The sequence below is a fragment of the Delftia sp. PE138 genome (assembly GCF_018320755.1).
Lineage (GTDB): Bacteria > Pseudomonadota > Gammaproteobacteria > Burkholderiales > Burkholderiaceae_C > Comamonas > Comamonas tsuruhatensis.
The window spans coordinates 835,154-857,770 of the sequence record NZ_JABEPN010000001.1 but is presented as its reverse complement, the minus strand read 5'-3'; the positions used below and the strand labels follow the sequence as shown (position 1 = coordinate 857,770).

At 69.4% G+C, this 22,617-nt stretch carries 14 protein-coding genes; 2 read left to right on the top strand and 12 right to left on the bottom strand.

The window, feature by feature from the left end; genetic code table 11:
• Positions 1-45: 45 nt before the first annotated feature.
• The 11 genes from HFGMBDPB_RS03880 to argH all read right to left on the bottom strand — a co-directional run bounded on the left by HFGMBDPB_RS03880 (position 46) and on the right by argH (position 18,858).
• Positions 46-894, bottom strand: a complete 849-nt coding sequence (locus HFGMBDPB_RS03880) for a carbohydrate ABC transporter permease (protein WP_209799583.1) — start codon at positions 892-894, stop codon at positions 46-48.
• Complete coding sequence (locus HFGMBDPB_RS03875) at positions 891-1,787, bottom strand: carbohydrate ABC transporter permease (RefSeq protein ID WP_212644960.1); 897 nt, start codon at positions 1,785-1,787, stop codon at positions 891-893. The genes HFGMBDPB_RS03880 and HFGMBDPB_RS03875 overlap by 4 nt, the downstream gene beginning before the upstream one ends.
• Positions 1,788-1,808: 21 nt before the next feature.
• Entirely contained in the window at positions 1,809-3,104 is a 1,296-nt protein-coding gene (locus tag HFGMBDPB_RS03870; RefSeq protein WP_212644959.1) for an ABC transporter substrate-binding protein, read from the bottom strand.
• 91 nt (positions 3,105-3,195) lie between these two features.
• Positions 3,196-4,263 carry an ABC transporter ATP-binding protein gene (locus tag HFGMBDPB_RS03865; protein WP_212644958.1) on the bottom strand — a complete coding sequence of 356 codons (1,068 nt, stop codon included), beginning with the start codon at positions 4,261-4,263 and terminating at the stop codon, positions 3,196-3,198.
• 93 nt (positions 4,264-4,356) lie between these two features.
• Positions 4,357-5,757: an amidase gene (locus HFGMBDPB_RS03860; protein WP_212644957.1), complete on the bottom strand. Its 1,401-nt coding sequence runs from the start codon at positions 5,755-5,757 to the stop codon at positions 4,357-4,359.
• A 131-nt stretch (positions 5,758-5,888) separates the two neighbouring features.
• The gene (locus tag HFGMBDPB_RS03855; RefSeq protein WP_212644956.1) at positions 5,889-6,833 is read right to left on the bottom strand and encodes a helix-turn-helix domain-containing protein; all 945 of its coding nucleotides are present in this window, start codon (positions 6,831-6,833) and stop codon (positions 5,889-5,891) included.
• Between the two features lie 95 nt (positions 6,834-6,928).
• Positions 6,929-9,016 carry a BCCT family transporter gene (locus HFGMBDPB_RS03850; RefSeq protein WP_047473084.1) on the bottom strand — a complete coding sequence of 696 codons (2,088 nt, stop codon included), beginning with the start codon at positions 9,014-9,016 and terminating at the stop codon, positions 6,929-6,931.
• Positions 9,017-9,222: 206 nt separating this feature from the next.
• Positions 9,223-9,750, bottom strand: coding sequence for a DUF2867 domain-containing protein (locus HFGMBDPB_RS03845; RefSeq protein ID WP_212644955.1), 528 nt, complete (start codon positions 9,748-9,750; stop codon positions 9,223-9,225).
• Between the two features lie 89 nt (positions 9,751-9,839).
• Positions 9,840-15,902 (bottom strand): alpha-2-macroglobulin family protein, encoded by a 6,063-nt coding sequence (locus HFGMBDPB_RS03840; protein WP_212644954.1) that lies wholly within the window; start codon positions 15,900-15,902, stop codon positions 9,840-9,842.
• A 450-nt stretch (positions 15,903-16,352) separates the two neighbouring features.
• The gene (locus tag HFGMBDPB_RS03835; protein WP_016451125.1) at positions 16,353-17,351 is read right to left on the bottom strand and encodes a Bug family tripartite tricarboxylate transporter substrate binding protein; all 999 of its coding nucleotides are present in this window, start codon (positions 17,349-17,351) and stop codon (positions 16,353-16,355) included.
• Between the two features lie 25 nt (positions 17,352-17,376).
• Positions 17,377-18,858, bottom strand: coding sequence for an argininosuccinate lyase (argH, locus tag HFGMBDPB_RS03830; RefSeq protein ID WP_016445811.1), 1,482 nt, complete (start codon positions 18,856-18,858; stop codon positions 17,377-17,379).
• 191 nt (positions 18,859-19,049) lie between these two features.
• Between argH and HFGMBDPB_RS03825 the strand changes: the two genes are divergently transcribed.
• Together HFGMBDPB_RS03825 and HFGMBDPB_RS03820 are read left to right on the top strand one after the other, a co-directional pair.
• The gene (locus HFGMBDPB_RS03825) at positions 19,050-20,204 is read left to right on the top strand and encodes a sensor histidine kinase (protein ID WP_026062438.1); all 1,155 of its coding nucleotides are present in this window, start codon (positions 19,050-19,052) and stop codon (positions 20,202-20,204) included.
• Complete coding sequence (locus HFGMBDPB_RS03820; protein ID WP_016445809.1) at positions 20,185-20,946, top strand: LytR/AlgR family response regulator transcription factor; 762 nt, start codon at positions 20,185-20,187, stop codon at positions 20,944-20,946. The genes HFGMBDPB_RS03825 and HFGMBDPB_RS03820 overlap by 20 nt, the downstream gene beginning before the upstream one ends.
• A gap of 157 nt (positions 20,947-21,103) precedes the next feature.
• On the opposite strand, the gene HFGMBDPB_RS03815 is transcribed toward HFGMBDPB_RS03820, so the two are convergent.
• Positions 21,104-22,591: an aminotransferase class V-fold PLP-dependent enzyme gene (locus tag HFGMBDPB_RS03815; protein WP_016451122.1), complete on the bottom strand. Its 1,488-nt coding sequence runs from the start codon at positions 22,589-22,591 to the stop codon at positions 21,104-21,106.
• Positions 22,592-22,617: the final 26 nt, after the last annotated feature.

Sequence of the window (22,617 nt, the reverse complement as noted above, 5' to 3'; positions counted from 1 at the left end):
GAACCTCGGCATTGAAAGCAGGGAAGAGTGACTTTAGCACCGCCGTCACTTGATCCCCGCACGCATGAAGCTCTGCACGAACTGGCGCTGGAACAGCACGAAGGCCACCAGCAGCGGGCCCGAACTCATCAGCGTGGCGGCCGTGATGGTGGCCCATTCCACGCCAGACTCCACGCTGGAGAACACCTGCAGGCCCACAGTTAGCGGACGCGCCTGCACGCTGTTGGTGATGATCAGCGGCCACAGGAAGTTGTTCCAGTGAAAGCTCACAGACACCAGCGCAAACGCCAGGTACACGGGCCGCGCCAGCGGCACGTAGACGCGCCACAGGATCTGCAGGGTGCTGGCACCCTCCACCCGCGCGGCCTCGTCCAGTTCCCGGGGAATGCCCAGGAAGGTCTGGCGCAGCAAAAAGATCGCAAAGGCCGATGCGAAGTACGGCAGGCCTATGCCCAGCAGCGTATCGACGGCGCCCAGTCGCGACACGGTCTGGTAGTTCGCCACCAGCAGGATGTCCGGCATGATCATCAGCTGCACCAGCACCAGCGCAAAGGCCAGGCCCTGGCCGCGAAAGCGGTAGCGTGCAAAGGCATAGGCCGCCAGCGTGCCCAGCACCAGCTGGGCCGCCAGGATCATGGCCACCAGCACGGCCGTGTTCAGGAAATAGCGCGCAAAGGGCGCGGCCTGCCAGGCACGGCGAAAGTTCTCCAGCGTCCAGGGCGCGGCCAGGTCGAAGCGTGCCGAGTATTCGGGCGGATGGAAGGCCGTCCAGAACGCATAGGCCAGCGGCAGTATCCACAGCAGGGCCAGCAGCCAGGCGGCCAGCGTGTCCAGCCAGGTGGCACCGTACAGCGCGGGCGGCGCATGGCGCGGGGCAACGGGTGCGGCGCTCATTGGTAGTGCACCTTCTTGTCGAGCACGAAGAACTGCAGCAGCGCCACGGCCGCCAGCACCACGACCAGCACCACGGTGATGGCCGCCGCATAGCCCGTGTCCCAGAACTTGAAGCCCACTTCGTACAGGTGGTAGAGCAGCAGCGTGGAGGCGTTGTCCGGCCCGCCGCGTGTGAGGATGAAGAGATGGTCCACCAGGCGGAAGGCATTGATCACCGCGTTGACCAGCACGAACAGCGTGGTCGGCATCAGCAGCGGCCACTGCACGCGGCGCAGGAAGTACCAGCGCGAGGCGCCCTCGATGGCCGCAGCTTCCCTGAGGCTGGGGTTGAGCGTCTGCAGCGCGGCCAGGTAGAAGATCATGAAAAAGCCCGCCTCCTTCCACACCGCCACCACGGTCACGCAGGCCAGCGCCGTGGACGGGTCGCCCAGCCAGTTGTGCGCGGGAAGGCCCAGTGCGCCGCGCAACTGCTCCAGCAGCCCGTACTGCGGCGTGTAGAAGAACAGCCAGATGTTGGCCACGGCAATCATGGGCAGCACCGTGGGCGTGAAGTACGCCATGCGCACGAAGGCGCGGCCGGCCAGCCTCTCGTTGACCCACAGCGCCATGGCCAGCGCCAGCGCCATGGACAGCGGAATCGTGGCCGCCGCGAACCACAGGTTGTTGCGCACGGCCTGCCAGAACACCGGGTCGTCCACCATGACGGCGTAGTTCTCCAGCCCCACCCATGGCCCCGGCTGGCCGCCGCGCGGCGTGGCATGCAGGCTGTCGATCAGCGTGGCCACGGCCGGCCAGTGCGTGAAGGCCACCAGCAGCACCAGCGCCGGCAGAAGCATCAGCCAGGCATGGACGGCCTGGCGGCCGCGGACAAGGGAGGCGGAGGCGGAGCTCATGCGGTCAGCGGCACTGCGCCATCACTTGTAGCGGCGCAGGATGCGGTCGGCCTCCCTTTGCGCATCCTGCAGGGCCTGGGCCGAGGTCTTGCTGCCGTTGAGGGCGGCCTGCACGGCGTCGTTGAGCACCTTGGTCACGCGCTGGTTCTCATGCGTGGAGAACTCGGCCACCGATACCGGCAGCTGGTCGCGTGCCACCAGGGCCTGCGGGAAGTCCTGGCCGTACTTCTTGAGCGCGGGCGTGTCATAGGCGGCGGGCGAGACGGCCACGTAGCCGCTGTCCATGCTCCACTGCGCGGCCAGCGGGGGCTGGGTGACCCACTTCATGAACTGGAAGGCCGCCTCCTGCTGCTCCCTGGGCGCCTTCTTGAACAGGTAGAAGTTGCCGCCGCCCGTGGGCGAGCCCTTGCGCACGTTGCCTGCGATCTGGCCCACGCCGAAGTCGAATTTGGCATTGGCGCGGATATTGGTCAGGTTGCCCGTGGTGGTGACGATGATGGCGGTCTTCCTTTCCATGAAGTCCTTGGGCGTCGTGCCCCACTCCACCACGCCGGCAGGGTGCACGCCTTCCTTGACCAGGCCCACCCAGAAGTCCAGCGCCTCCACTACCTTGGGGCTGTCCAGCGTGACCTGGGTGCCGGCCTCGTTGGCCAGCAGCACGTCATTGGGCGTGGTCAGCGTCTGCAGCATCCAGTAGGCAAAGCCCGTGGACGGGATCTGTATGCCGTACTGCACGACCTTGCCGCTGGCGTCCTTCTTCGTCAGCCTGTGGGCGGCTTCCTTGAGCTCCTTCCAGTTCTGCGGCGCCTTGTTCGGGTCCAGGCCGGCTTCCTTGAAGGCTTCCTTGTTGTAGTACATGACCACGGTGGAACGCTGGAAGGGCACGCCCCAGGTCTTGCCGCCCGTCTGGCTGTTGGCCATGAAGGCCGGGTAGAAGCCCTTGAGCCAGGCCCGGTCGGCATCGGTCTTCACGAAGTCGTCGATGGGGGCGATGGCGTCCTCGTCGATCAGCGTGAACATGTCGGTGGACAGCAGCACCGAGGTGGCCGGCGGCTTGCCCGACTTGTGGGCCGTCAGCGCCTTGACGATGGTCTCCTGGTAGGTGCCTGCATAGACGGGCGTGATCCGGTACTGCGGATGGGCCTTGTTGAACTCAGCCGCATAGCCGTCGATCACCTTGGTGATGGGGCCACCCACGGCCACGGGAAAGTAGAACGGCACCTCCAGCGGCGTCTGCGCGCTGGCGGTGTGCAGCAGGCCCGTGGCGGCCAGGGCGGCAGCGGCTGCGAGGGTTTTGAGGAAGGCATGGCGTTGCATGGCGGACTCTCCTGGAAGGTGCTTCGGGTGCGAAAGCCGGAACGGCTGAAACGGTGGATTGGCGAAGGAATTGGGGGCCGGTGCCTCGGCATCAGGCCGTGCAGCGCCGCCCCTTTTCGTCAAAGAAATGCGTGGCCTCGCGCGCCCAGCGCAGGCCCACGAGCTGGCCCGGCTGCAGGCCGCCGAGCTGGCTGCCAGCAGTGCGCACCATCAGTTGCTCGCTGCCCACGCGGCAGCGCAGCACCAGGTCGGCGCCCAGGTATTCGAGGCTTTCGATGTCGGCAGCCACCACGGGGCCGCTGCCGACATCGCCATGGAGCGACAGGCGCATGTCCTCGGGCCTGACGCCCAGCCAGCGCGCCTGGCCCGGCTGCTGCAGGCCGGCGGGCGCGGCGCTGGCATGGCTGCCCGCGATGTGCAGGCCGTCGAGGCGCGCGATGTTCATGGCCGGCGTGCCGATGAAGCGCGCCGCAAAGGTGGTGGCGGGCCGGCTGTAGATCTCCTGGGGCGCGGCGCACTGCTCCACGCGCCCCTGGCTGAGCAGCACCACCTGGTCGGCCATGCCCATGGCCTCGGCCTGGTCGTGCGTGACATAGACCACGGTCAGGCCCAGCCGCCGCTGCAGCTCGCGCAGCTCGGTGCGCATTTCCTGGCGCAGCTGGGCGTCGAGGTTGGACAGGGGCTCGTCCATCAGGCAGACCCGGGCGCGGGCCACCAGGGCACGGCCCAGCGCCACGCGCTGCTGCTGGCCGCCCGACAATTGCCCGGGCCGGCGCGCCAGCAGCGCGTCCAGGCCCAGCAGCGCGGCGGCCTCGTCGATGCGCCGGCGCGCCTCGGCCGCCGGGACCTTGCGCACGGACAGGCCGAAGCCGATGTTCTGCGCCACCGTCAGGTGCGGGAACAGCGCGTAGTTCTGGAACACCACGGCAATGCCGCGCCGTGCGGGCGGCAGGTGGGTGACGTCCTGCCCATCGATGCGCACGCGGCCCGAGGTGGCGCTTTCCAGGCCCGCGATGATGCGCAGCGTGGTGGACTTGCCGCAGCCCGAGGGACCGAGCAGCACGCAAAAGGATCCGGGTTCAATGCGCAGATCCAGCGCCTGCAGTGCCGTGGTGCCGCCCCAGGACTTGGCGACACCTTCCATCTCGATCAAGGACATCACGCCAGTCTAGGAAGGCTGTGTGACAGGCCCGTGTCGCGCCACCGGACTGGCGCCCCGCGCAGCTCAGGCAGCTCAGGCAGCTCAGGCAGCTCAGGCAGCAGGGTGCCGTCTGTGCCAGTCCGTTGCCTGCTGGAACGCCCAGCCCGCGCGCACCAGCAGGTCTTCGCGGAAGTCGGGGGCCACGAACTGGAAGGCCACGGGCGCGCCCTCGGGAGTGCGTCCTCCGGGCAGCGTGATCGTGGGGCTGCCCGTCAGGTCGAAGGGGCAGGTATAGCGCAGCATGCCCGAGAACAGCTCGGCATCGGAGCCGAAATGCGCCATGCGCTGCAGCGTGGGGGCCGCAAAGGCCGTGGCGGGGACCAGCAGCAGGTCCACCTGCGCGAAGAGTGCACGCACCCGGCCCGTGAAGTCCGCGCGGCGCAGCAGCAGCCGCTGGTAGTCGGTGGCGGACAGGCCCAGCCCCAGGTCGATCAGCCCGGCGAGCCCGGGGCCATAGACCTCGCGCCGTGCAGGGAAAGTGGCGCCGTGCGCCACGGCGGTCTCCACCGCGCACAGCGCCGGCCAGTCCTCCACCGCCTGGGTGGCATCGGGAAAGCGGACCTCCTGCACGCTGGCCCCCAGGCGCTGCGCCACCGCCAGGGCCTGCTCCACCGCCTGGCGGGAGGGGGCATCCACGCCGTCCAGTGCCCATTGCCGGTCCATGCCCAGGCGCAGGCCGGAGAATCCGCGCGTCATCATGGCCAGATAGTCGGGCACGCTGCACTGGCTGGCCGTAGGGTCCAGCGGGTCCGCCCCGGCGATGGCCGCGAGCATGGCTGCGGCATCGGCAGCACTGCGCGCCATCGGGCCTATGTGGTCCAGGGACGCGGCCAGTTCGAAGGCGCCGTGGCGGCTCACCCTGCCCCAGGTGGGCTTGAGCCCCGTGATGCCGTTGGCGGCCGATGGAAAGCGGATGGAGCCCCCGGTGTCCGTGCCCAGCGATCCGAAGCACAGCCCCGCCGCCGTGGCCACGCCCGAGCCGCTGGACGAGGCCCCGGGCCATAGCTGGGCGCCCCAGGGGTTGACGGGGGCAGTGATCTCGGGATGGTGGTCGGCGAAGGCGCCTTCGGTCTGCTGCAGCTTGCCCAGGATGACGGCGCCGGCCTCGCGCAGCCTGCGCACCACGGTGGCATCTTCCGTGGGGCGATGGTCGCGGTGCAGCGTCATTCCATGCGTGGTGGGGACGCCCCGGGTCCACAGCAGGTCCTTGAGCGCCAGCGGCACGCCGTGCAGCGCACCGCGGCGGCGGCCCTGCGCGATCTCGGCGTCGGCGCGGCGGGCGTCCTCCATCGCCTGCTGCGCCATCACCGTCACGTAGCTGTGCAGCCGCGCGTCCACGGCCTCGATGCGCGCCAGCATGTGGCGCGTCACCTCTTCCGAGGAAATGCGGCGGGACTGGATCTCGCGCCCCACCTCCAGCAGTTCGAGATGGTGCAGTTCGCTGTCGTTCATGGCATGTCTCCCGGCGCCCGGCTCCGGGGCGCCACCGTTGTTGCACTGGAAAAGCCGCACGGGACGCGCGGCAGCCCCATGCTAGGGAGCCGGCGGCACCCACGCTTGTTCGGGAGGGTCAGCGACCTTGCTCAGGCGGCCAGCAGGCTGCGGGGCGTGCAGCCGAACGCCTTGCGAAAGGCTCGGCTGAAGTGCGCCGCATCGGAGAACCCATGCGCGAAGGCCGCCTCGGTCACGCTGGAGCAGCGCCCCTGCATCAGGGCCTGGCGGCTGGCCTGCAACCGCAGCTGCCATACCAGGCCCATGGGCGTCTGGTTGTGCCGCGCAAAGGCCCGCGTCACGGTACGGGGCGAGACGTTGTGCTGCTGCGCCAGCCATTGCAGCGACAGCTCGGGCGAGCCCAGGTTGTCCTGGATGAACGCCTGGATGCGGCCATGCAGGTCCCTTTCCGCGCGGGGCTGCACGGCCATTTCCTGCATCTCCAGCGCCAGGGCCAGCACGTCGAGCAGCGCCATGCCGAAGCGCTGCGCCAAGGCATCACCGTGCGGCGCATGCGGCATGGCCATGGCCTCGCCGAGCATGGCCCGCAGCGGCGCCACGGCCGGGGCATGGCCATGCAGCGCCCGGCCCGCGTGCAAGGGTGCACGGGCAAAGCGATTCAACAATTCGCTGCGCGGAATGCGCATCAGCAGGATATCGCGGGGCGCCACCGAGAATTCGAAAGGCTGCGCAGCGTCATAAAGCACCAGATTGCCCGCACTCAGCCGGGCCACTTGCCCGCCCTGGCGCACCTCGGCCTGGCCCTGGAGCAGATAGCCCAGCCACAGCTCGTCGCGGGCATGCAGGCGCAGGTGGGCTGCGTTGCGCACCCAGCGGTGGCTGGGCGCCGACATGGCACTGATCTCCAGCAGTCCCAGGGACCGCACGGACAGCGTGGCCCCGAAGCCGCCGGGACCTGCACCATCCCCCTGCGCGCGGTGGCTGTCGGCAGGGATGCAGTGGCGGCAGACCACCTCGTGCCAGTAGTCGAAACGATGGCGTGGCTCCTGCGAATGGGTGGAGTATTCGAGCTGCATGGCAGCGCCCAGTATCCGCAGGCGGCCGCCGGCTGGCACCCCGGTGTTTACCCAAAGGCCCGGGGTGCCGCGACGGCGGCGCTGCCAGGCACGGCTCAGCTGTGGCCCGGCGCCCGGTTCAGCAGATGCGTGCGCTGGTCGGCGCTCAGCGACAGGTAGCGCTCGTAGTGGCGCAGGATGTCGGCGATGACTTCCTCGCTGCGCAGGTACTGGATGTCGTGACCCAGGCGGCCGTCCTCGAAGAACGTGATGGGCTCGTAGACATGGCGGCGCTCCTGCTCGCTGGCCGCCTCGCTCACCAGGAAGGTGGGCACCGTGCGGCGCGTGGCGCGCACGCCGTAGACGAAGTCGCGCAGCGAGGGATCGGGCACGGTCAGGCGCACGGCGCCCTCGCCGTCCAGGTCCTCGGTGACCACCGCCTCGACGCCGCGCTTGTGCATTTCGGCTGCCACCTCGTTCATGGCGGGCAGCACCACGCCGGCCAGGAACCTGCGCACATCGGCGCGCGAGGGCTGGTGCACGATCTGCTCCAGGCGCTTGCGCCAGTGCTGGCCGCTCCAGAAGCTGGTGGCCGGAGCCAGGTCGGGCGAGAAGTGCGCGCGGTCGGCCAGCAGGCCGCGCCACAGCCCGTAGCACAGCGCCAGCATGATGACGGCCACCGGCAGGGCCGCCACCAGGGTCATGGCCTGCAGCGCCTTGAGGCCGCCGGCCAGCATCAGCACCATGGCCGTCGCACCCAGCACGGCAGCCCAGAACAGCCGCTGCCAGACCGGCGAACGCGCATGGCCGCGCGAGGCGATGTTGTCCACCACGAAGGCCCCGGAGTCCGCCGAGGTGACGAAGAACACCGCGATGAGCACGATGGTGAGCCAGGCCACGGGCTTGAACCAGGGCAGGTACTCGAAGAAGCGGAACAGCAGCGCATCCACGTTCGAGGCCGTCTGCCCCAACGCGCCCATGGCCACGTGGGTGTCTATCCAGATGGCGCTGTTGCCGAAGGCCGTCATCCACAGCAGGTTGAAGGCCGTGGGCACCAGCAGCACGCCGGTCACGAACTGGCGGATGGTGCGCCCGCGGGAGATGCGTGCGATGAACATGCCCACGAAGGGCGACCAGGAGATCCACCAGGCCCAGTAGAGGATGGTCCAGCCGCCGAACCAGCCTTCCTGGCTGGGCGGCTCGTAGGCAAAGGTGCGGAACGACAGCTGCACCAGGCCAGACACGTAGTTGCCGATGTTCTCGCTCAGCGCCTCGAACAGGAAGACCGTGGGCCCGGCGACGATGACGAAGGCCAGCAGGATGAAGGCCAGCATGAGGTTGAACTCGCTCAGGCGCCGCACCCCTTTGTCCAGGCCCGAGACGGCCGACAGCCCGGCCAGGCAGACCACGATGACGATGACCGCGATGCGGAAAGCCGCCGCAGAGGTGTCCCAGCCCGTGAGGGTGTGCAGGCCGGCGGCCAGCTGCAGCGCGCCGTAGCCCAGCGTGGTGGCGATACCCGCGATGGTGCCCACCAGCGCGAAGGCATCCACGCTGTGGCCGATGGGGCCGTTGATGCGCTTGCCCAGCAGCGGGTACAGGCCCGAGCGCATGGTCAGCGGCAGGTTGTAGCGAAAGCCGAAGTAGGCCAGCACCAGGCCCATGGTCCCGTAGACGGCCCAGGCATGGAAGCCCCAGTGGAAGAAGGTGGACTGCAGCGCCTCGCGTGCGGCGGCCGGCGTGGAAGGCACGGCCGTGGGCGGCTTGAGGAAGTGCTGCAGCGGCTCGCCCACGCCGAAGTACATCAGGCCGATGCCCATGCCGGCGGCGAACAGCATGGCGGTCCAGGAGATGAAGCTGAACTCGGGCTCCGCATCATCGGGACCCAGGCGGATGTCGCCGAAGCGGCTGGACGCGACGAAGATCAGAAAGACCAGGAACAGCGTGACCGAGACGGCATAGAACCAGTCCATGTGCCCCACCACCCAGGCCTGGGCGCTGGAGAACAGCCGGTCGGCGCTGTCGGGCATGAAGCCGCAGTACAGCAGCAGCAGGCCCAGCACCAGCAGGGAAGGAATGACGACGGGGCCCGAGAACGTGATGCGCGGTGCAGGCTCTGCAGGCGATGGCGTGGCCGCCTGCGGCGCATCCGGTGGCGGAGCTGCCGGTGGCGCCGTGCGGGGATCGGTGTTCATGTCTGGCATAGACCCTCTCTCTCTTGTGATCAATGGTGTGCCCGGGAACCGATTCGCAATGGTGGCGGCCTTGCCCTTGTGGGGCGGGCCGCGTTCCCTGCTCGGGGTATGTCCGCCGGGCAAAGGCCGCAAGTATCGTGACTCTTCGCGTCTGCCCGCGTCGGACGCAGGCCCTGAAGGCTTCCGTTTTGCTGACGTGATGCCTTCAGGCCAGGTCAGCCGGCCAGCTTGGCCACCACGGCCGGGGCGATGACGCGGTGGGCCGGCGCCACGCCCAGCATGTAGATGCGGCCCAGGGCATTGTGCACATGGACCACGGTGGACATGGCGGCGGTGAAGGTGGCGGACGTCGCGCCCTCGGGGCCGGGCAGCCGCATGAGGGAGACCTGCACGTCCAGGTGCCGGTCGCTGTCGCCCAGGACCACTTCGCTGTCGCTCAGGGCATGGACACGGAAGATGCCGGCACGGTCGCCCACGCGGTAGCTCGATGGCTGGCGCTGCGCATCGACGCCGCTGAGCGTGCCCAGGTCCTTGATGCCGAAGGGCGCCACCACGCGGTTGCGCAGGCGCATCAGAAAGTCGATCCAGCCCGGCGTGCGGCCCACGCAGCGCAGGTACAGCGCCATGGGGCTGCTGCCGTCGTCCGGCAATTGCAGCTGGTAGCTGTCGTGGAAATAGGCGGTCTTGAGGCGGTCCTGCAGGGCGCTGCCCGCGGGAACCGGAGAGAGGATGACTTGTGCCATGGAGCGGAGGGTGATGAAAAAAGGGGGCGGTCCTGCAGCCATCATAGGCCGCAGGGCCGCCCCCTTGTCAGGGCGCCATCAACGCTGCATCAGCGCTTGTCGCCCACCTTGATGCGGGCGTTGGGAACCTCGCCGAACATCTCGGGCGCATACAGCGCCTCCACCCGCGTGGGCGGCAGCGCGAAGTCGCCGGCATTGTTCAGCCGCACGGTGTACTCCACGCGCGTATTGCCCTTGGGCAGGTACTGGTAGTAGGCGCGGTAGGCCTCGAAGCTGCGCTCCTCATAGGCCAGCCAGCCCGCGCCTTCTGCGCGCTCGCCGCCCGAGGCGATCTCCGAGTCGCGCCCCAGACCGCCGCCCAGGATGGTGGCGCCCGTGGGCACGGGGTCGGTGATGGCCACCCAGGTCATGTCGGTGCGGGCCTGCACCTCCAGCGTGACGCGCAGCACGTCGCCGCGCGAGTACTGGCCTGCGGGCAGGCTCTTGTCGGCCTGCTCCACGGGCTTGACCGTGCGCGTGACGGTGTAGCCGGCGCTGAACGGCGCCTTCAACTGCACGGCCGCCACAGACTGCAGCGTGAGCCAGGGCTTGCCCGTGCCCTGCTGGGTCACCGTCAGCTGGCCCTTGCGGGCCTCGCCCACCGCGCTCCAGGGCAGGAACATGGTGTTGTTGCGCAGGCCGCCGACCACCGTGGTCGCGCCGAAGCTGGACGCCTGGTGCGCCGCGCCCTCGCTGTCGCTGGCGCGCATGCGCGTGACCTGGCTCCACTCCACGCGGGCCTGGGACGCGCCCAAAGCCGCCTGGGTGGCGCCCGTCACGGGCGTGGCCTCGAACTGCTGCGAGAAGCGCTGCAGTGCCAGCGCTCCCCACAGGTTGGCCGTGGTCGTGCCCCAGGCACCGTTGCTCTGGCGCGAGATGAAGCCGTTGGCCAGGCGCGGCAGCTCTTCCTTCCACGTCGGGTCGTCCATGTTGACCAGCATCAGGCGGGCCAGGTTGACCTCGGGGCCCTGCATCAGCCACCACCACTGGTCGTCCTGCTCGTTGCTGAAGGCCACGCGCGTGCCCTGGTAGCTCAGGCGGGCGCGCAGGATCTGCTGGGCCTGGGCCAGCTGCTGTTCGCGCTGGGGCAGCTCGCGCATGTGCTTGAGCAGGGCCACCCAGTCGATGACGGCATGCGTGGGCCAGTCGTTGGGCGCGATGGTGATGCTGTCGAGCATGCGCGGATTGGCGCGGCCCGTCAGCGCCAGCGCCTGGATGGCGGCCAGCTTGCGCATGTCCAGGTCCTTGCGCGGGCTCCAGAAGCTGCGCTGGATGCGGCCTTCGACGAAGGCGATCAGGCCGTTTTCCATGCGCTCGCGCTCGGCCGCCGGCAGCACGAAGCGCTTGTCCACGCCCTGCGCCAGTGCCGAGAGGTTGAGCAGGTGGGCCGTCAGCGTATCGCTGCCGCGGGCCGCACGGCCCGAGCCGTCGCCGGCCAGCGGGAAGTAGCTGGCCAGGCCGTCGCTGTCCAGGTAGCTGGGCAGCTGGCCCATGGTGGACTGCCACAGCGTGGCGTCACTCATGCCCACGGCCTTGCTGGTGACCTGCTCCAGGCAGCTGTAGGGATAGCGCGCCCACCAGTCGCGCACGCCCGGCAGGCCTTCGGCCAGCTTGGGCGCCAGCGACATGCGCAGGCCGCCGCGGCCGGCCAGCGCGTCGGCCGGCAGCTGCACGGGCAGGTTGATGCTGCCATCGACCTGCATCAGCGTGCCCTGCTGCACCGTCAGCGGCACGGCCGGGATGATGCGCTGGCTGACCTTCAGCCTGTCGCTGGCCGGCTTGTCACCGCCTGCGGTGTCGCGGGCCTCGATCTCCCAGATCAGCGACTCGGCGCGGGTCTGGCCCAGCTGGGCCGGGGCGGTGACGTTCCAGCCCACCTCGCGCGCCTCGCCCGCGGGAATCTCCACGGTCTGCGCTGCCAGCTCCAGCAGCGTGGCGCGCGGCGTGACCTGCACCTTCATGGCCTTGGCCGAGGTGTTGCGCAGCGTGACCATGGCACGGAACTGGTCCTCCTCGCGCACCAGCGGCGGCAGGCCGCTGATGATCTGCAGGTCCTGGGCCGTGCGGATGGGCGCCTGGCCCGTGCCGAACATCGACACGCCATAGTCGGCCACCGCCACCACCTGGAAGGTGGTCAGCGAGTCGTTGAGCGGCACGCTGACCTGGGCCTTGCCCTGGGCGTCCAGCACCACGCTCGGATTCCACAGCAGCAGCGTCTCGAACAGCTCGCGCGTCTGGCTGCGGCCACCGCCGCCGCCAGCGGCCACGGCCTTGCGGCCGTAGTGGCGCCTGCCGATCACCTCCATCTGCGCGGTCGAGGTCTGCACGCCCCACTCGCGGCGGCGCAGCATGGCGTCGGCCAGCTGCCAGCTGGTGTTGGGCATGAGCTCCAGCAGGGCCTGGTCCACGACCGCCAGGGCCACCTCGGCGCCAGCGGCGGGCTTGCCGTCGGGCAGCGTGGCGCTGATGGTGACCTTGGCGGTGCCGCGCACCTGGTAGCTGGCCTGGTCGGCCGTGACCTTGACGTCGATGCGATGGGCCTTGGTGCCCACGCGGATCTCGGCCATGCCCAGGCGGTAGGCGGGCTTGGACAGATCGACCAGGGCCGTGGGCGCGATGTATTCCTTGCCCTCATGCCAGAAGGCATTCCACCACTCGCGCGGCGCCTTGAAGCCCCAGGTGAAGAAGCTGTACCAGGGCACCTCGCGCAGCCGCCCGCGCAGGGCCAGCACGCTCACGTAGACGTTGGGCCCCCAGTCGGGCTGGACCTTCAGCTCCACTGTGGGGTTCTGGCCATTGAGCTGCATGACCTGGGTGCTGACGATGCCTTCGCGCTCCACGGCGACCAGGGCCGTCGCATAGCGGAAGGGCATGCGCACCTGAAAGCGCGCGGTCTCGCCGGGCTCGTAGCTGCGCTTTTCGGGCAGCACGTCCATGCGGTCATGGTCCTCGCCGCCGAACCACAGTTCGCCCTGGCGCGTGACCCAGACGCTGGAGGCGGCCTGGGCGGGCCGGCCATCCTTGTCGGAGGCGGTGACGATCAGCTCGACCTCGCCGGGCTGCGACAGCTGGGCCTCGCACTGCACCATGCCCTGGGCATCGCTGTTGCCCGTGCACACCGTGCCCATGGATTGGAGCGCGGTCTGGTTGTCGTAGCTGTAAAAGCCCCCCACCAGGCGCTTGCGGCTGCTGGTGGTGACGCGGGAGATGGCCTCCACCTTGACCGGCACGCCGGCCTGGGGCTTGCCGTCCACGCCCAGGGCCAGCGCCTGGAACTGGAGCTTGCGGCCCGTGGTGATCCAGCTTTCGGCGCGCACGCCGGCCACGATGGCCGCGGGCCACAGCATCTGCGTGCTGCGCAGGGTCTGCACCTCGCCATTGGGGTCGGCATAGGTGGCCTCGATCAGCAGTTCGCGCGGCTCGCGCAGCTTGGGCAGGTTCTCGATCTTGAGCTTGCCCAGTCCTTCACGGTCCAGCGTCACGGGCAGCTTGTCGGCCACCACCTTGCTGTCCTGGGCGGCCGTGGCCTCCTCGTCATCGCTCTGGCCCGTGTCCTGGGCGCTTCGCGGTGCCGAGAAGCTGAAGCCCTGCCAGTCGCTGCGGTCCATCCAGGTGGAGCGCACCAGGGCGGACACGCGCACCGGCAAATTGGCGGCCGGGCCGCCGGAGACGTAGTTCACCTGCACCTGCACCGGCAGGCTGGAGACGCCGACCAGGGCCTGCTTGCCTTCGGGTCCCACACGGCCTTCGAGCACGGGCAGGCGGAATTCCTCGACACGGAAGCTGCCCGTGCCGAAGCGGTTGTTGCGCCCGCGCGAGCCGTTGCCCTCGCCGCGCAGCTCCACGGAGTACGAACCCAGCTTGGCGCCCTTGGGCACGGAGAAGCTGTTTTCCGCACTCAGGCCGCCCGTGCCCGTGGAACGCCACTGCAGCGGCTGCGTGTACTGCTGGCCGCTGCCTTCATGGGTGATGACCAGTTGCGTGGGCCGCTGCTCGGGCAGCGCAAAGCCGCCCTGCCCCTGGCCGATGCCGGTCTGGGTGCGCATCAGGTGCTTCATGGACACGGTCTCGCCGGCGCGCAGCAGCGTGCGGTCGAAGATGGTGTGGGCCACTTCGTCGCGCTGGGCGCTGCGGCTGGTGGGCACGTTGAAGCGCCAGGACTCGATGCCGCGCTGCCAGTCGCTCCAGGTGAAGGCCAGCTCCTGCTGGCCGTCCTTGCCCTGGGCGCGTGCGCTGACGAAGTAGGCCGGCGAGCGGTAGCCGACACCGCCCGTGCACTGGGGCGGCTCGGGCGACAGGCCGTCCAGGCGGGCCACGCCGCTGGCATCGGTGGTGGCCGAGGTCAGCACCTTGCCATTGCAGTCGGAGACCTGGACCCTGGCATTGGCCACGGCCTGGCCCTTGTCCAGCGTGGTGACCCAGGCGGCCGCGTTCTCGCGGCCGAGCTTGAAGTGCACGGACAGGTTGGTCACCAGGGCCGCGGTGCGCACATACATGCTGCGCGCCGAGCCGTAGCGCTCGTCGAGCAGCGACTGCCCCAGCAGCGGCGAGGCGATCTCGACCACGTGAAAGCCCGGCGTGAGCGGAATGCCCACCACCTCAAAGGGGCGCGGATCGCCCTTGACGGGCTTGGGCAGCTCCAGCGTCTTGACGTCGCCCTGGCCGGCCAGCAGCGACAGCATGCGCGTCTGCACATAGTCGCGGTTTTCGTTGTCGATCACGGGCGGCAGCGGGCCCTTGATGTCGCGCGAGGCGCGCTTGCGGTCCATGTCGGAGGACTCGTAGTCGGCCACGCGGCGCATCCAGGCAATGATCTCGGCATCGCTGCCGGGCTGCTTGGTGCTCACGCGGCTGGCGTCCAGGGACCTGGTGGCCAGCTCGGACTCCACATTGCGCAGCGTCACGGGCAGCAGGGCCGGGCCGTCCGGGCCTTCGGCATAGCGCTCGACGATGCCGAAGGGCGAGGCCGCGAACTTGGCCAGCGGCGGCAGCGCGCCCGTGGCCACCTGCAGCGGGAACATGTCGGCATTGCTCAGGCTGCGGCCTGCCGCGTCCTTGAACTGCGGAGGCAGCTCCACCGTGTAGCGCGCCTGGGCCTGCATGGTGGCCGGGAAGCTCAGGTTCTGCACCAGCGAATCCTCGCTGAGCTTTTCGCCGTATTCGCTGTCGATCACGGGCGCCACCTTGGAGGCGCCGCTGCTCAGGCGGATGCCCTCGGCCAGCTTGCGCGGCACGGGGGCGTTGAAGCGCAGGCGCATGGGACGGATCGGCAGGCAGGCGGCCTGGGCGTTCTCGCGCTCGCAGCTGAACTCGGCGGCGAAGGGCTCGCGCACGCGGTACTCGAAGCGCTTGTCCTGGCGGCTGGCCACGCCGTTGGGCGTGGCAATGCCGGCGCCGAAGACCAGCGTCATGGTCGTGCCCGCCGTCAGGCGGCGGTTGCAGGCCAGCGTGGCGTACTGCAGCGGGTTCTTGGCAGCGGCCTTGTCCCAGCCGCGGTGCTTGAGCAGCTCGTCGCGCTCCTTGCCTTCGATCAGGCGCACGGGAATGCGCTCGCCCACGCCTTCGGCCGTGCACCACATGTGCTGCTGCAGGCTTTGCACGGTGGCCGGGCCCGACAGGCGCAGAGCGAAGTACTGCTCCTCGTCGATCTGTTCATAGGTGTCGGGTGCCATGTCCAGCACGGCCGGGCCACCGGTCTGGAACTGGTAGCTGGCAGCGCCCGTCACGGCCGTGCCCGCAGGCGACTTGTAGCCGGCCACGAGCTGGGCCGTGCAGCGCACGCCGGGCGGCAGGGCCTGCTTGAAGTCGAACACCCATTCGCGGTCGCTGTTCCAGCGGCCCGTGCCCTGGGTGGCCGCCGCATCGCTGCAGCTGAGCGTGACCGGCGCGGCCGCCTTGGGGTCGCCAAAGCGCACGGCCGTGCCATCGAACTGCACCACCACCTGCTCGACCTTGGCCACCTCTCCCTGCGGGCTGAACTGGCGCACGCCCACGGCCTGCGCCGCCAGCGCCGCCGATCCCAGCAGCAGGCCCAAACCCCACCTGCCCCAGGGCCGGCCGTGCGCCGGCGGACTCTGGAACCCCTTGATCGCTGTCGTGCGAAGCACCCCCATGGCAATCCCTTCTGTCGGGCTCAGATGGCCCGGTGTTTTCTTGGAATGAGCAGGCTTTCAGCGCTGCGGCGCGCGCCGTGCACGGTGCACAGGCTGCAAATGAAAAGCCCTGCGCTGCGGCAGGGCTCGGCGGCAAGGGCTGCAACGAGGCAGATGCCCGCCGCCCGCATGCGCCGAATGCAGGGCCGCATCCGCTGCGGCTGAAAACCACTGCGCGGGATGATACCGGGCCGCATCCGCTGCAGGCCCTGCTGCAGGTGCCCGGAACCGGGTCTGCGGTGTATCCATCTGTAAGACATCGGCGCACAAGGGCGTCATATATGTCCGATCACAAGGATTCGCGCCACCCACTGCACCGTCAGCTCCGGCGATGGCCGTACCAAAACACAGCGCTTGCCGGTTCACAGCGCCTGCCGGTCGCGGAGGCTGTCGCCCCGCAGTCCGCCTGTCTTACTGCGGCTGGAAGCCGCTGGTCTGGATGATGCGTTTCCAGACCTGGGTATAGGCCTGCTCGCGCTCGGCCAGTTGCGCGGGCGGCATGTGGCCCACGGTCAGGCCCAGGGCGGTGAGCTGCTCGTGCACATCGGGCTGCTTGAGCACGGTGGCCACGGCGGCGGAGAAGCGGTCGATGAAGGCCTGGGGCGTGCCGCGCGGCGCGTAGATGCCGTAGTAGGGCGTGTCCTCGAAGCCCTTGACGCCCTGCTCGGCCAGCGTGGGCACTTCGGGCATGGTGGCCTGGCGGCGCGTGCCCAGCACGCCGATCACGCGCAGCTTGCCGGCCTTGTGGTTTTCCATGAAGTCCTGCACCGAGGCGATGCCGGCCGGGATCTGGTTGCCCAGCATGTCGGCCAGCATGGGCGCGCTGCCCCGGTAGGGCGCGGCCACCAGGTCCAGCCTGTAGTGCTCGCCCAGCAGCCTGACCAGGAATTCCGGCGTGGACGCGGGCGCGGGTATGCCTATGCTGCCGCGCTTTGCGCCCTGGCGCACCCACTCCACATACTCGGCAAGGTTGCGCGCCGGCGTGCTGGCGGAGACCGCCAGCGCGTTCACGAAGGTGGCAAAGCCGGCCACGGGAACGAAGTCATGGGCCGGGTCGAAGCCCGGCTTCTTCACCACCTGGGGCAGGATGGAGATGGTGTGGTCATGCGTGAGGAACAGCGTGTGGCCATCGGCCGCAGCCGCCTTGAGCTGCTGCGCCGCGATCTGGCCGCCCGCGCCGGGGCGGTTGTCCACCAGCACCGTGGTGCCCAGCACGTCCTTGAGCCGGTCGGCCAGCAGGCGCGCGATGGCATCCGTGCCGCCGCCCGGCGGAAAGCCCACGAGGATGCGAATGGCCTGCCCGGGCTGGGCCCAGGCCAGCGGGGCCAGGGCGGACGAGGCGGCAACGGCGGTCACTGCGCCGGCGGCGCGCAGCGCCCCCGTCAGCAGTTGGCGGCGGGAGGATGTCATGGCGTGGCTCCGGCGAACGGGGGGATCAGCCCAGGCGCGCGTTCAGGCGTGCATTCAAGCGCGCCTGGTGGCCTGCCAGCTGCTTGCGCACCTGGGCCGGCGCCGTGCCGCCCAGGGTGTTGCGCGCATTGAGCGAGCCTTCCAGGCTGAGCGCCTCGAAGACGTCGGCCTCGATGCCGGGATTGAAGGCCTGCAGTTCGGCCAGCGGCAGCTCGGTCAGGTCCACGCCCTTTTGCGAGGCCAGCTTGACGGCATGGGCCACGGTCTCGTGCGCGTCGCGGAAGGGCAGGCCCTTCTTGACCAGGTAGTCGGCTAGGTCGGTGGCCGTGGCGTAGCCCTTGAGAGCGGCGGCGCGCATGGCTTCGGCGTTGACGGTGATGCCGCCCTTCTTGCCGCCCGTGGCCGGGTCGGCCTGGCCGCCGATCATCTCGGCGAAGATGCGCAGCGTGTCCTTCAGGGTGTCCACCGTGTCGAACAGCGGCTCCTTGTCTTCCTGGTTGTCCTTGTTGTAGGCCAGGGGCTGGCCCTTCATCAGGGTGATCAGGCCCATCAGGTGGCCGACCACGCGGCCGGTCTTGCCGCGTGCCAGCTCGGGCACGTCGGGGTTCTTCTTCTGCGGCATGATCGACGAGCCCGTGGTGAAGCGGTCGGCGATGCGGATGAAGCCGAAGTTCTGGCTCATCCAGATGATCAGCTCTTCGGACAGGCGGCTCACGTGCACCATGCACAGGCTGGCGGCCGAGGTGAATTCGATGGCGAAGTCGCGGTCGCTGACGCCGTCCAGCGAGTTCTGGCAGACGCCTTCCATGCCCAGCGTGCGGGCCACGCGCTCGCGGTCCAGCGGGTAGGTGGTGCCGGCCAGGGCGGCGCTGCCCAGCGGCAGCACGTTGACGCGGCGGCGCAGGTCCAGCATGCGCTCGGCGTCGCGCTTGAACATTTCCACATAGGCCAGCAGGTGGTGGGCAAAGCTCACGGGCTGGGCCACCTGCAGGTGGGTGAAGCCGGGCAGGATCACGTCCACATTCTTCTCGGCCACTTCGACCAGGGACAGCTGCAGCTCGCCCAGCAGGCCTTCGATGAGGTCGATCTCGCCGCGCAGCCACAGGCGCACGTCGGTGGCCACCTGGTCGTTGCGGCTGCGGCCCGTGTGCAGGCGCTTGCCGGCGTCGCCGACCAGCTGGGTCAGGCGGGCCTCGATGTTCAGGTGCACGTCTTCCAGGTCGAGCTTCCACTCGAACTGGCCGGACTCGATCTCCTGCGTGATCTGCGCCATGCCCTTGCGGATGGCTTCATGGTCGGCGGCGGCGATGATGCCCTGGGCCGCCAGCATCTCGGCATGCGCCAGGCTGCCCGTGATGTCGGCCTGCCACAGGCGCTTGTCGAAGAACACGCTGGAGGTATAGCGCTTGACCAGATCGCTCATCGGCTCTTCGAAGAGAGCGGACCAGGCCTGGGCCTTGGTATCGAGCTGGTTGTGCGAGGCGGACGTTGGTTGATTGGCAGACATGTGAGGACGCGATCTTCGATGGGGCTGTGCAGGCAGCGCAGGCGGCGGGCGGCATCGCCCCCCGGCGCAGGCAGGAAGCGAAGATTCTATCGACCTGGGCGGCGCCACGCCCGTGCAGGGGCCTACACGGGCCTGCATGGGCGTGCATGGGTGTGCATGGGCGGTGTGACCGCTGTGCAGGCCCGCCCGGCATGACCATAATCCGGGCATGCGGCGCGAACCCCACCCGCCGAAACACTACCTGCCGCCCCTTGCCGACCCAGCCGACCCCCACCACTGCCCCCCCGCCCCTGCCTGCGGCGCTGGTCTTTGACGCCTGCAACGTAGGCGTGGTGCTGCGCGCCGTGCTGTTTGTGCAGGCCGTGGTGGCAACGGCCTCGATGTTCGGTGCCGACTCGCCCCTGCAGTGGCTGCAGGGCATGGCCCTGCTGACCGGCGCCTGCCTGCCCGGCACGCTGGTCTGGCTGGTGGCCGCCTGCCTGCTCAAGCACCCGCTGCAGCGGCTGCCCGCCTCCGGCCAGTACGCGGCCGGCGTGCTGCTGGGCATGGCGGCCGGGCTGTATGCCTGCGCCATGCTGCACCTGGCTGGCGGCACCAGCGCCCCCTGGCTGGCCAGCGCCGTGTCCGGCGGACTGCTGGCAGCCCTGCTGGTCGCAGCCCTGGTGCTGCGCGCACGCGGCCACGCACCCGCCGACACGCAGGCGCGGCTGGCCGAGCTGCAGTCGCGCATACGCCCGCATTTCCTGTTCAACACGCTCAACAGCGCCATCGCCCTGGTGCGCGCCGAGCCCGCCAAGGCCGAGGCCCTGCTGGAGGACCTCAGCGACCTGTTCCGCTATGCGCTGGCCGAGCCGCACAGCACGACCACGCTGGCCGAGGAGATCGAGCTGGCCCAGCGCTACCTGGCCATCGAGCAGGTGCGCTTTGGCGAACGGCTGCAGGTGCGCTGGCAACTGGACCCTGCCGCCCACGGCGCCCTGCTGCCGCCGCTGCTGCTGCAGCCGCTGGTGGAAAACGCCATACGCCATGGCGTGGAGCCCAGCGCACGCGGCGGCAAGCTGCAGGTGCGCACCGAGCGCCGTGGCGATCTGGTGGAGGTGCGCATCACCAACACCCTGCCCTCCGAGATCGATTCCGCCAGCGCAGCCGGCACGCGCGGCAACGGCATTGCGCTGGCCAATGTGCGCGCCCGGCTGTCGCTGCTGCACGACCTGCAGGCCCACCTCACGGCGCGCACGCTCAACGGGCATTTCGTGGTGCGCATCAGCCTGCCGCTGGCACCGCCTGCCAGCCAACCCACGAAGGCTTTATCGAAGAAGAAGCACCATGCACATCCTGATCGTTGACGACGAAGCCCTGGCCCGCGCGCGGCTGCGCACCCTGCTGGCCGACGTGCAGGCATGCACGGGCAGCGGCCCGCACCAGGTCAGCGAGGCGGCGGACGCCCGCCAGGCCATGGCCGTGCTGCAGGCGCCGGGCCCGCGCCCCGTGGAGCTGGCACTGCTGGACATCCACATGCCCGGCCAGGACGGCCTGGCCCTGGCCCATATGCTGCGCCGCCTGCCGCTGCCGCCTGCCGTGGTCTTCGTCACCGCCCATGCCGGCCACGCGGTCGAGGCCTTCGACCTGGATGCTGCCGACTACCTGACCAAGCCCGTGCGCCGCGAACGCCTGCAGCAGGCCCTGGCCAAGGCCGCGCGCACGGCCGCGCACCAGACGGCCGAACGCGACAGCGGCCCCGTGCTGCTGATACAGGACCGGGGCGCCACCGTGCGCCTGCCCCTGTCGGAGGTGCTCTACCTCAAGGCCGAACAGAAATACGTGACCGTGCGCACCGTGGGCCGCAGCTACATCCTCGACGGCGCCCTGGCCGACCTGGAGGCCCGCCACGCCGACCACCTGCTGCGCGTGCACCGCAACGCCCTCGTGGCACGCAGCGCCCTGCGCGCCCTGGAACGCCACGACGACCCCACCGAAGGCGAAGGCTGGGCCCTGCGCCTGCACGGCATCCCCGAACTGCTCATGGTCTCACGCCGCCAGCTCCCCCAGGTCCGCGCCGCCATCCGCGACGAAGGACAGCCCGGCTGACGATGAAAGGCGGAGGACAGCGCTCCGCGCCTAAAAGCGCGCCCCCAACACAAGCATGGCCCAACGCGAGGGACACCGAGCAAGGGCCGCCCCGCAGCGAGGGTGTCGTCCCCCTCCGCGAAGCGAGAAGGGGGAAGCCGCGAAGCGGCTCAGGGGGTCAAGCCATCTTTCTAGACAGATCCCACATCGCATCCACCAGCAGATCGATGTCCCGCGCGTCATGCCACAGGTGCGTGGACACGCGCACGCCGTAGTGGTCTGCCGCCGCGCCGATCACGGGGAAGTTGGAGTTGCGGATCACGAAGCCCTGCGGATAGTCGCTGAGCATGCGCGCCACGAAGGTCGAGGACTTGGTCCCGTTCATCACGTCGTCCTTGTTCTGGAACGGGTTGAAGCAGGTCAGCGCCGACAGCAGCTTGGGATCGTCCTTGGGCGAGTACAGCGAGTCCACGCCCCAGCGCTCGACGATCTTTTCCTTGAGGTAGGACGACAGCGTCAGGTCATAGGTCTCGATCTTCTTGCGGCCGATGCTGTCCCACTGCGCGCAGGCCTGGGCCAGCGCCATGAACATGGGCGTGTGCACGCTGCCGCAGGAAGTGACCGAGGCGGCGATGTCGTAGGTCTCCTTGGCCGTGGTCGTGCGCTCCAGCGCCGGATAGGCGCTGGTGTGCACCGGGTACCACTTGGGCAGGGGCAGCGGGTTGGAGGCGCGGATCTTGTTGCGGATGATGAGGATGCCCGTGGAGCCCGGGCCGCACTGCCACTTGTGGCCCGCGCCCGACATGAAGTCCATGCCCAGCTCCGCATAGTTGTAGGCCATCATGCCCGGCAGGTGGGCGCCGTCCACGATGCTGATCAGGCCGTGCGCCTTGACCACGCCCATCAGGTCAGCAATGGGCAGCATGGTGCCGGTTTTGTAGGTGGGAGAGGACCACATCATGGCGCGCACGCGCTTGCCCTGGGCCTTGAGCGCGCGGATGCGCTCGTCGAACAGGTTCACGTAGGTGGCGGCCGTCTGGTTGTTGCCCACGGGCAGCGCAATGCGCGAGACCTCGATGCCGTAGCGGTCCTGGGCGATCTTCAGCGGCGTGTCGCCGCCGCCGTGCTCGTGGTTGGTGGTCACCACCACGTCGCCACGCTGCCAGTCGATGCCCAGGATGGCGTGGCACATGCCCGAGGAGGTGTTGGCCGAGAAGGCCAGCTCGTCGGCATCCACGCCAAAGCCCGGCGCCACCTGCTTGCGCAGGTCCAGCAGGTTGCTGTAGCCGTTGCCCGAGTCGGCGGCCTTCTTGCGGTTTTCGGTATCGAACACATCGAGCACCAGCTTGGGCATGGAGCCCGCCGTGCCGATGTTCATATAGGTCTTCTCGGGCTTGAGGATGAACATGCTCTGCACGTCGGTCCAGAAGGCCTCGTCACGCATGAGCTGCTCGCGCAGCGCAGCGGCCGAGGTCTGGGCATTGCCGCTGCCGCAGGCAGCCAGCAGCGGGCCCAGCGTGGCTGCGCCGGTGCCGTAGCCCAGCATGCGCAGGAAGTCGCGGCGCTTGGAAGTCCAGCGCGCGGGATAGCCGGATTCGCCGGCGGCCGCAGTGGCGGTCAGGGATGTGGCCTGCTCGGCCGCGATCTGGGGGTGTCGTGCGTTCATGCGGTCCTCCTGTCGTTGCGCAAGCG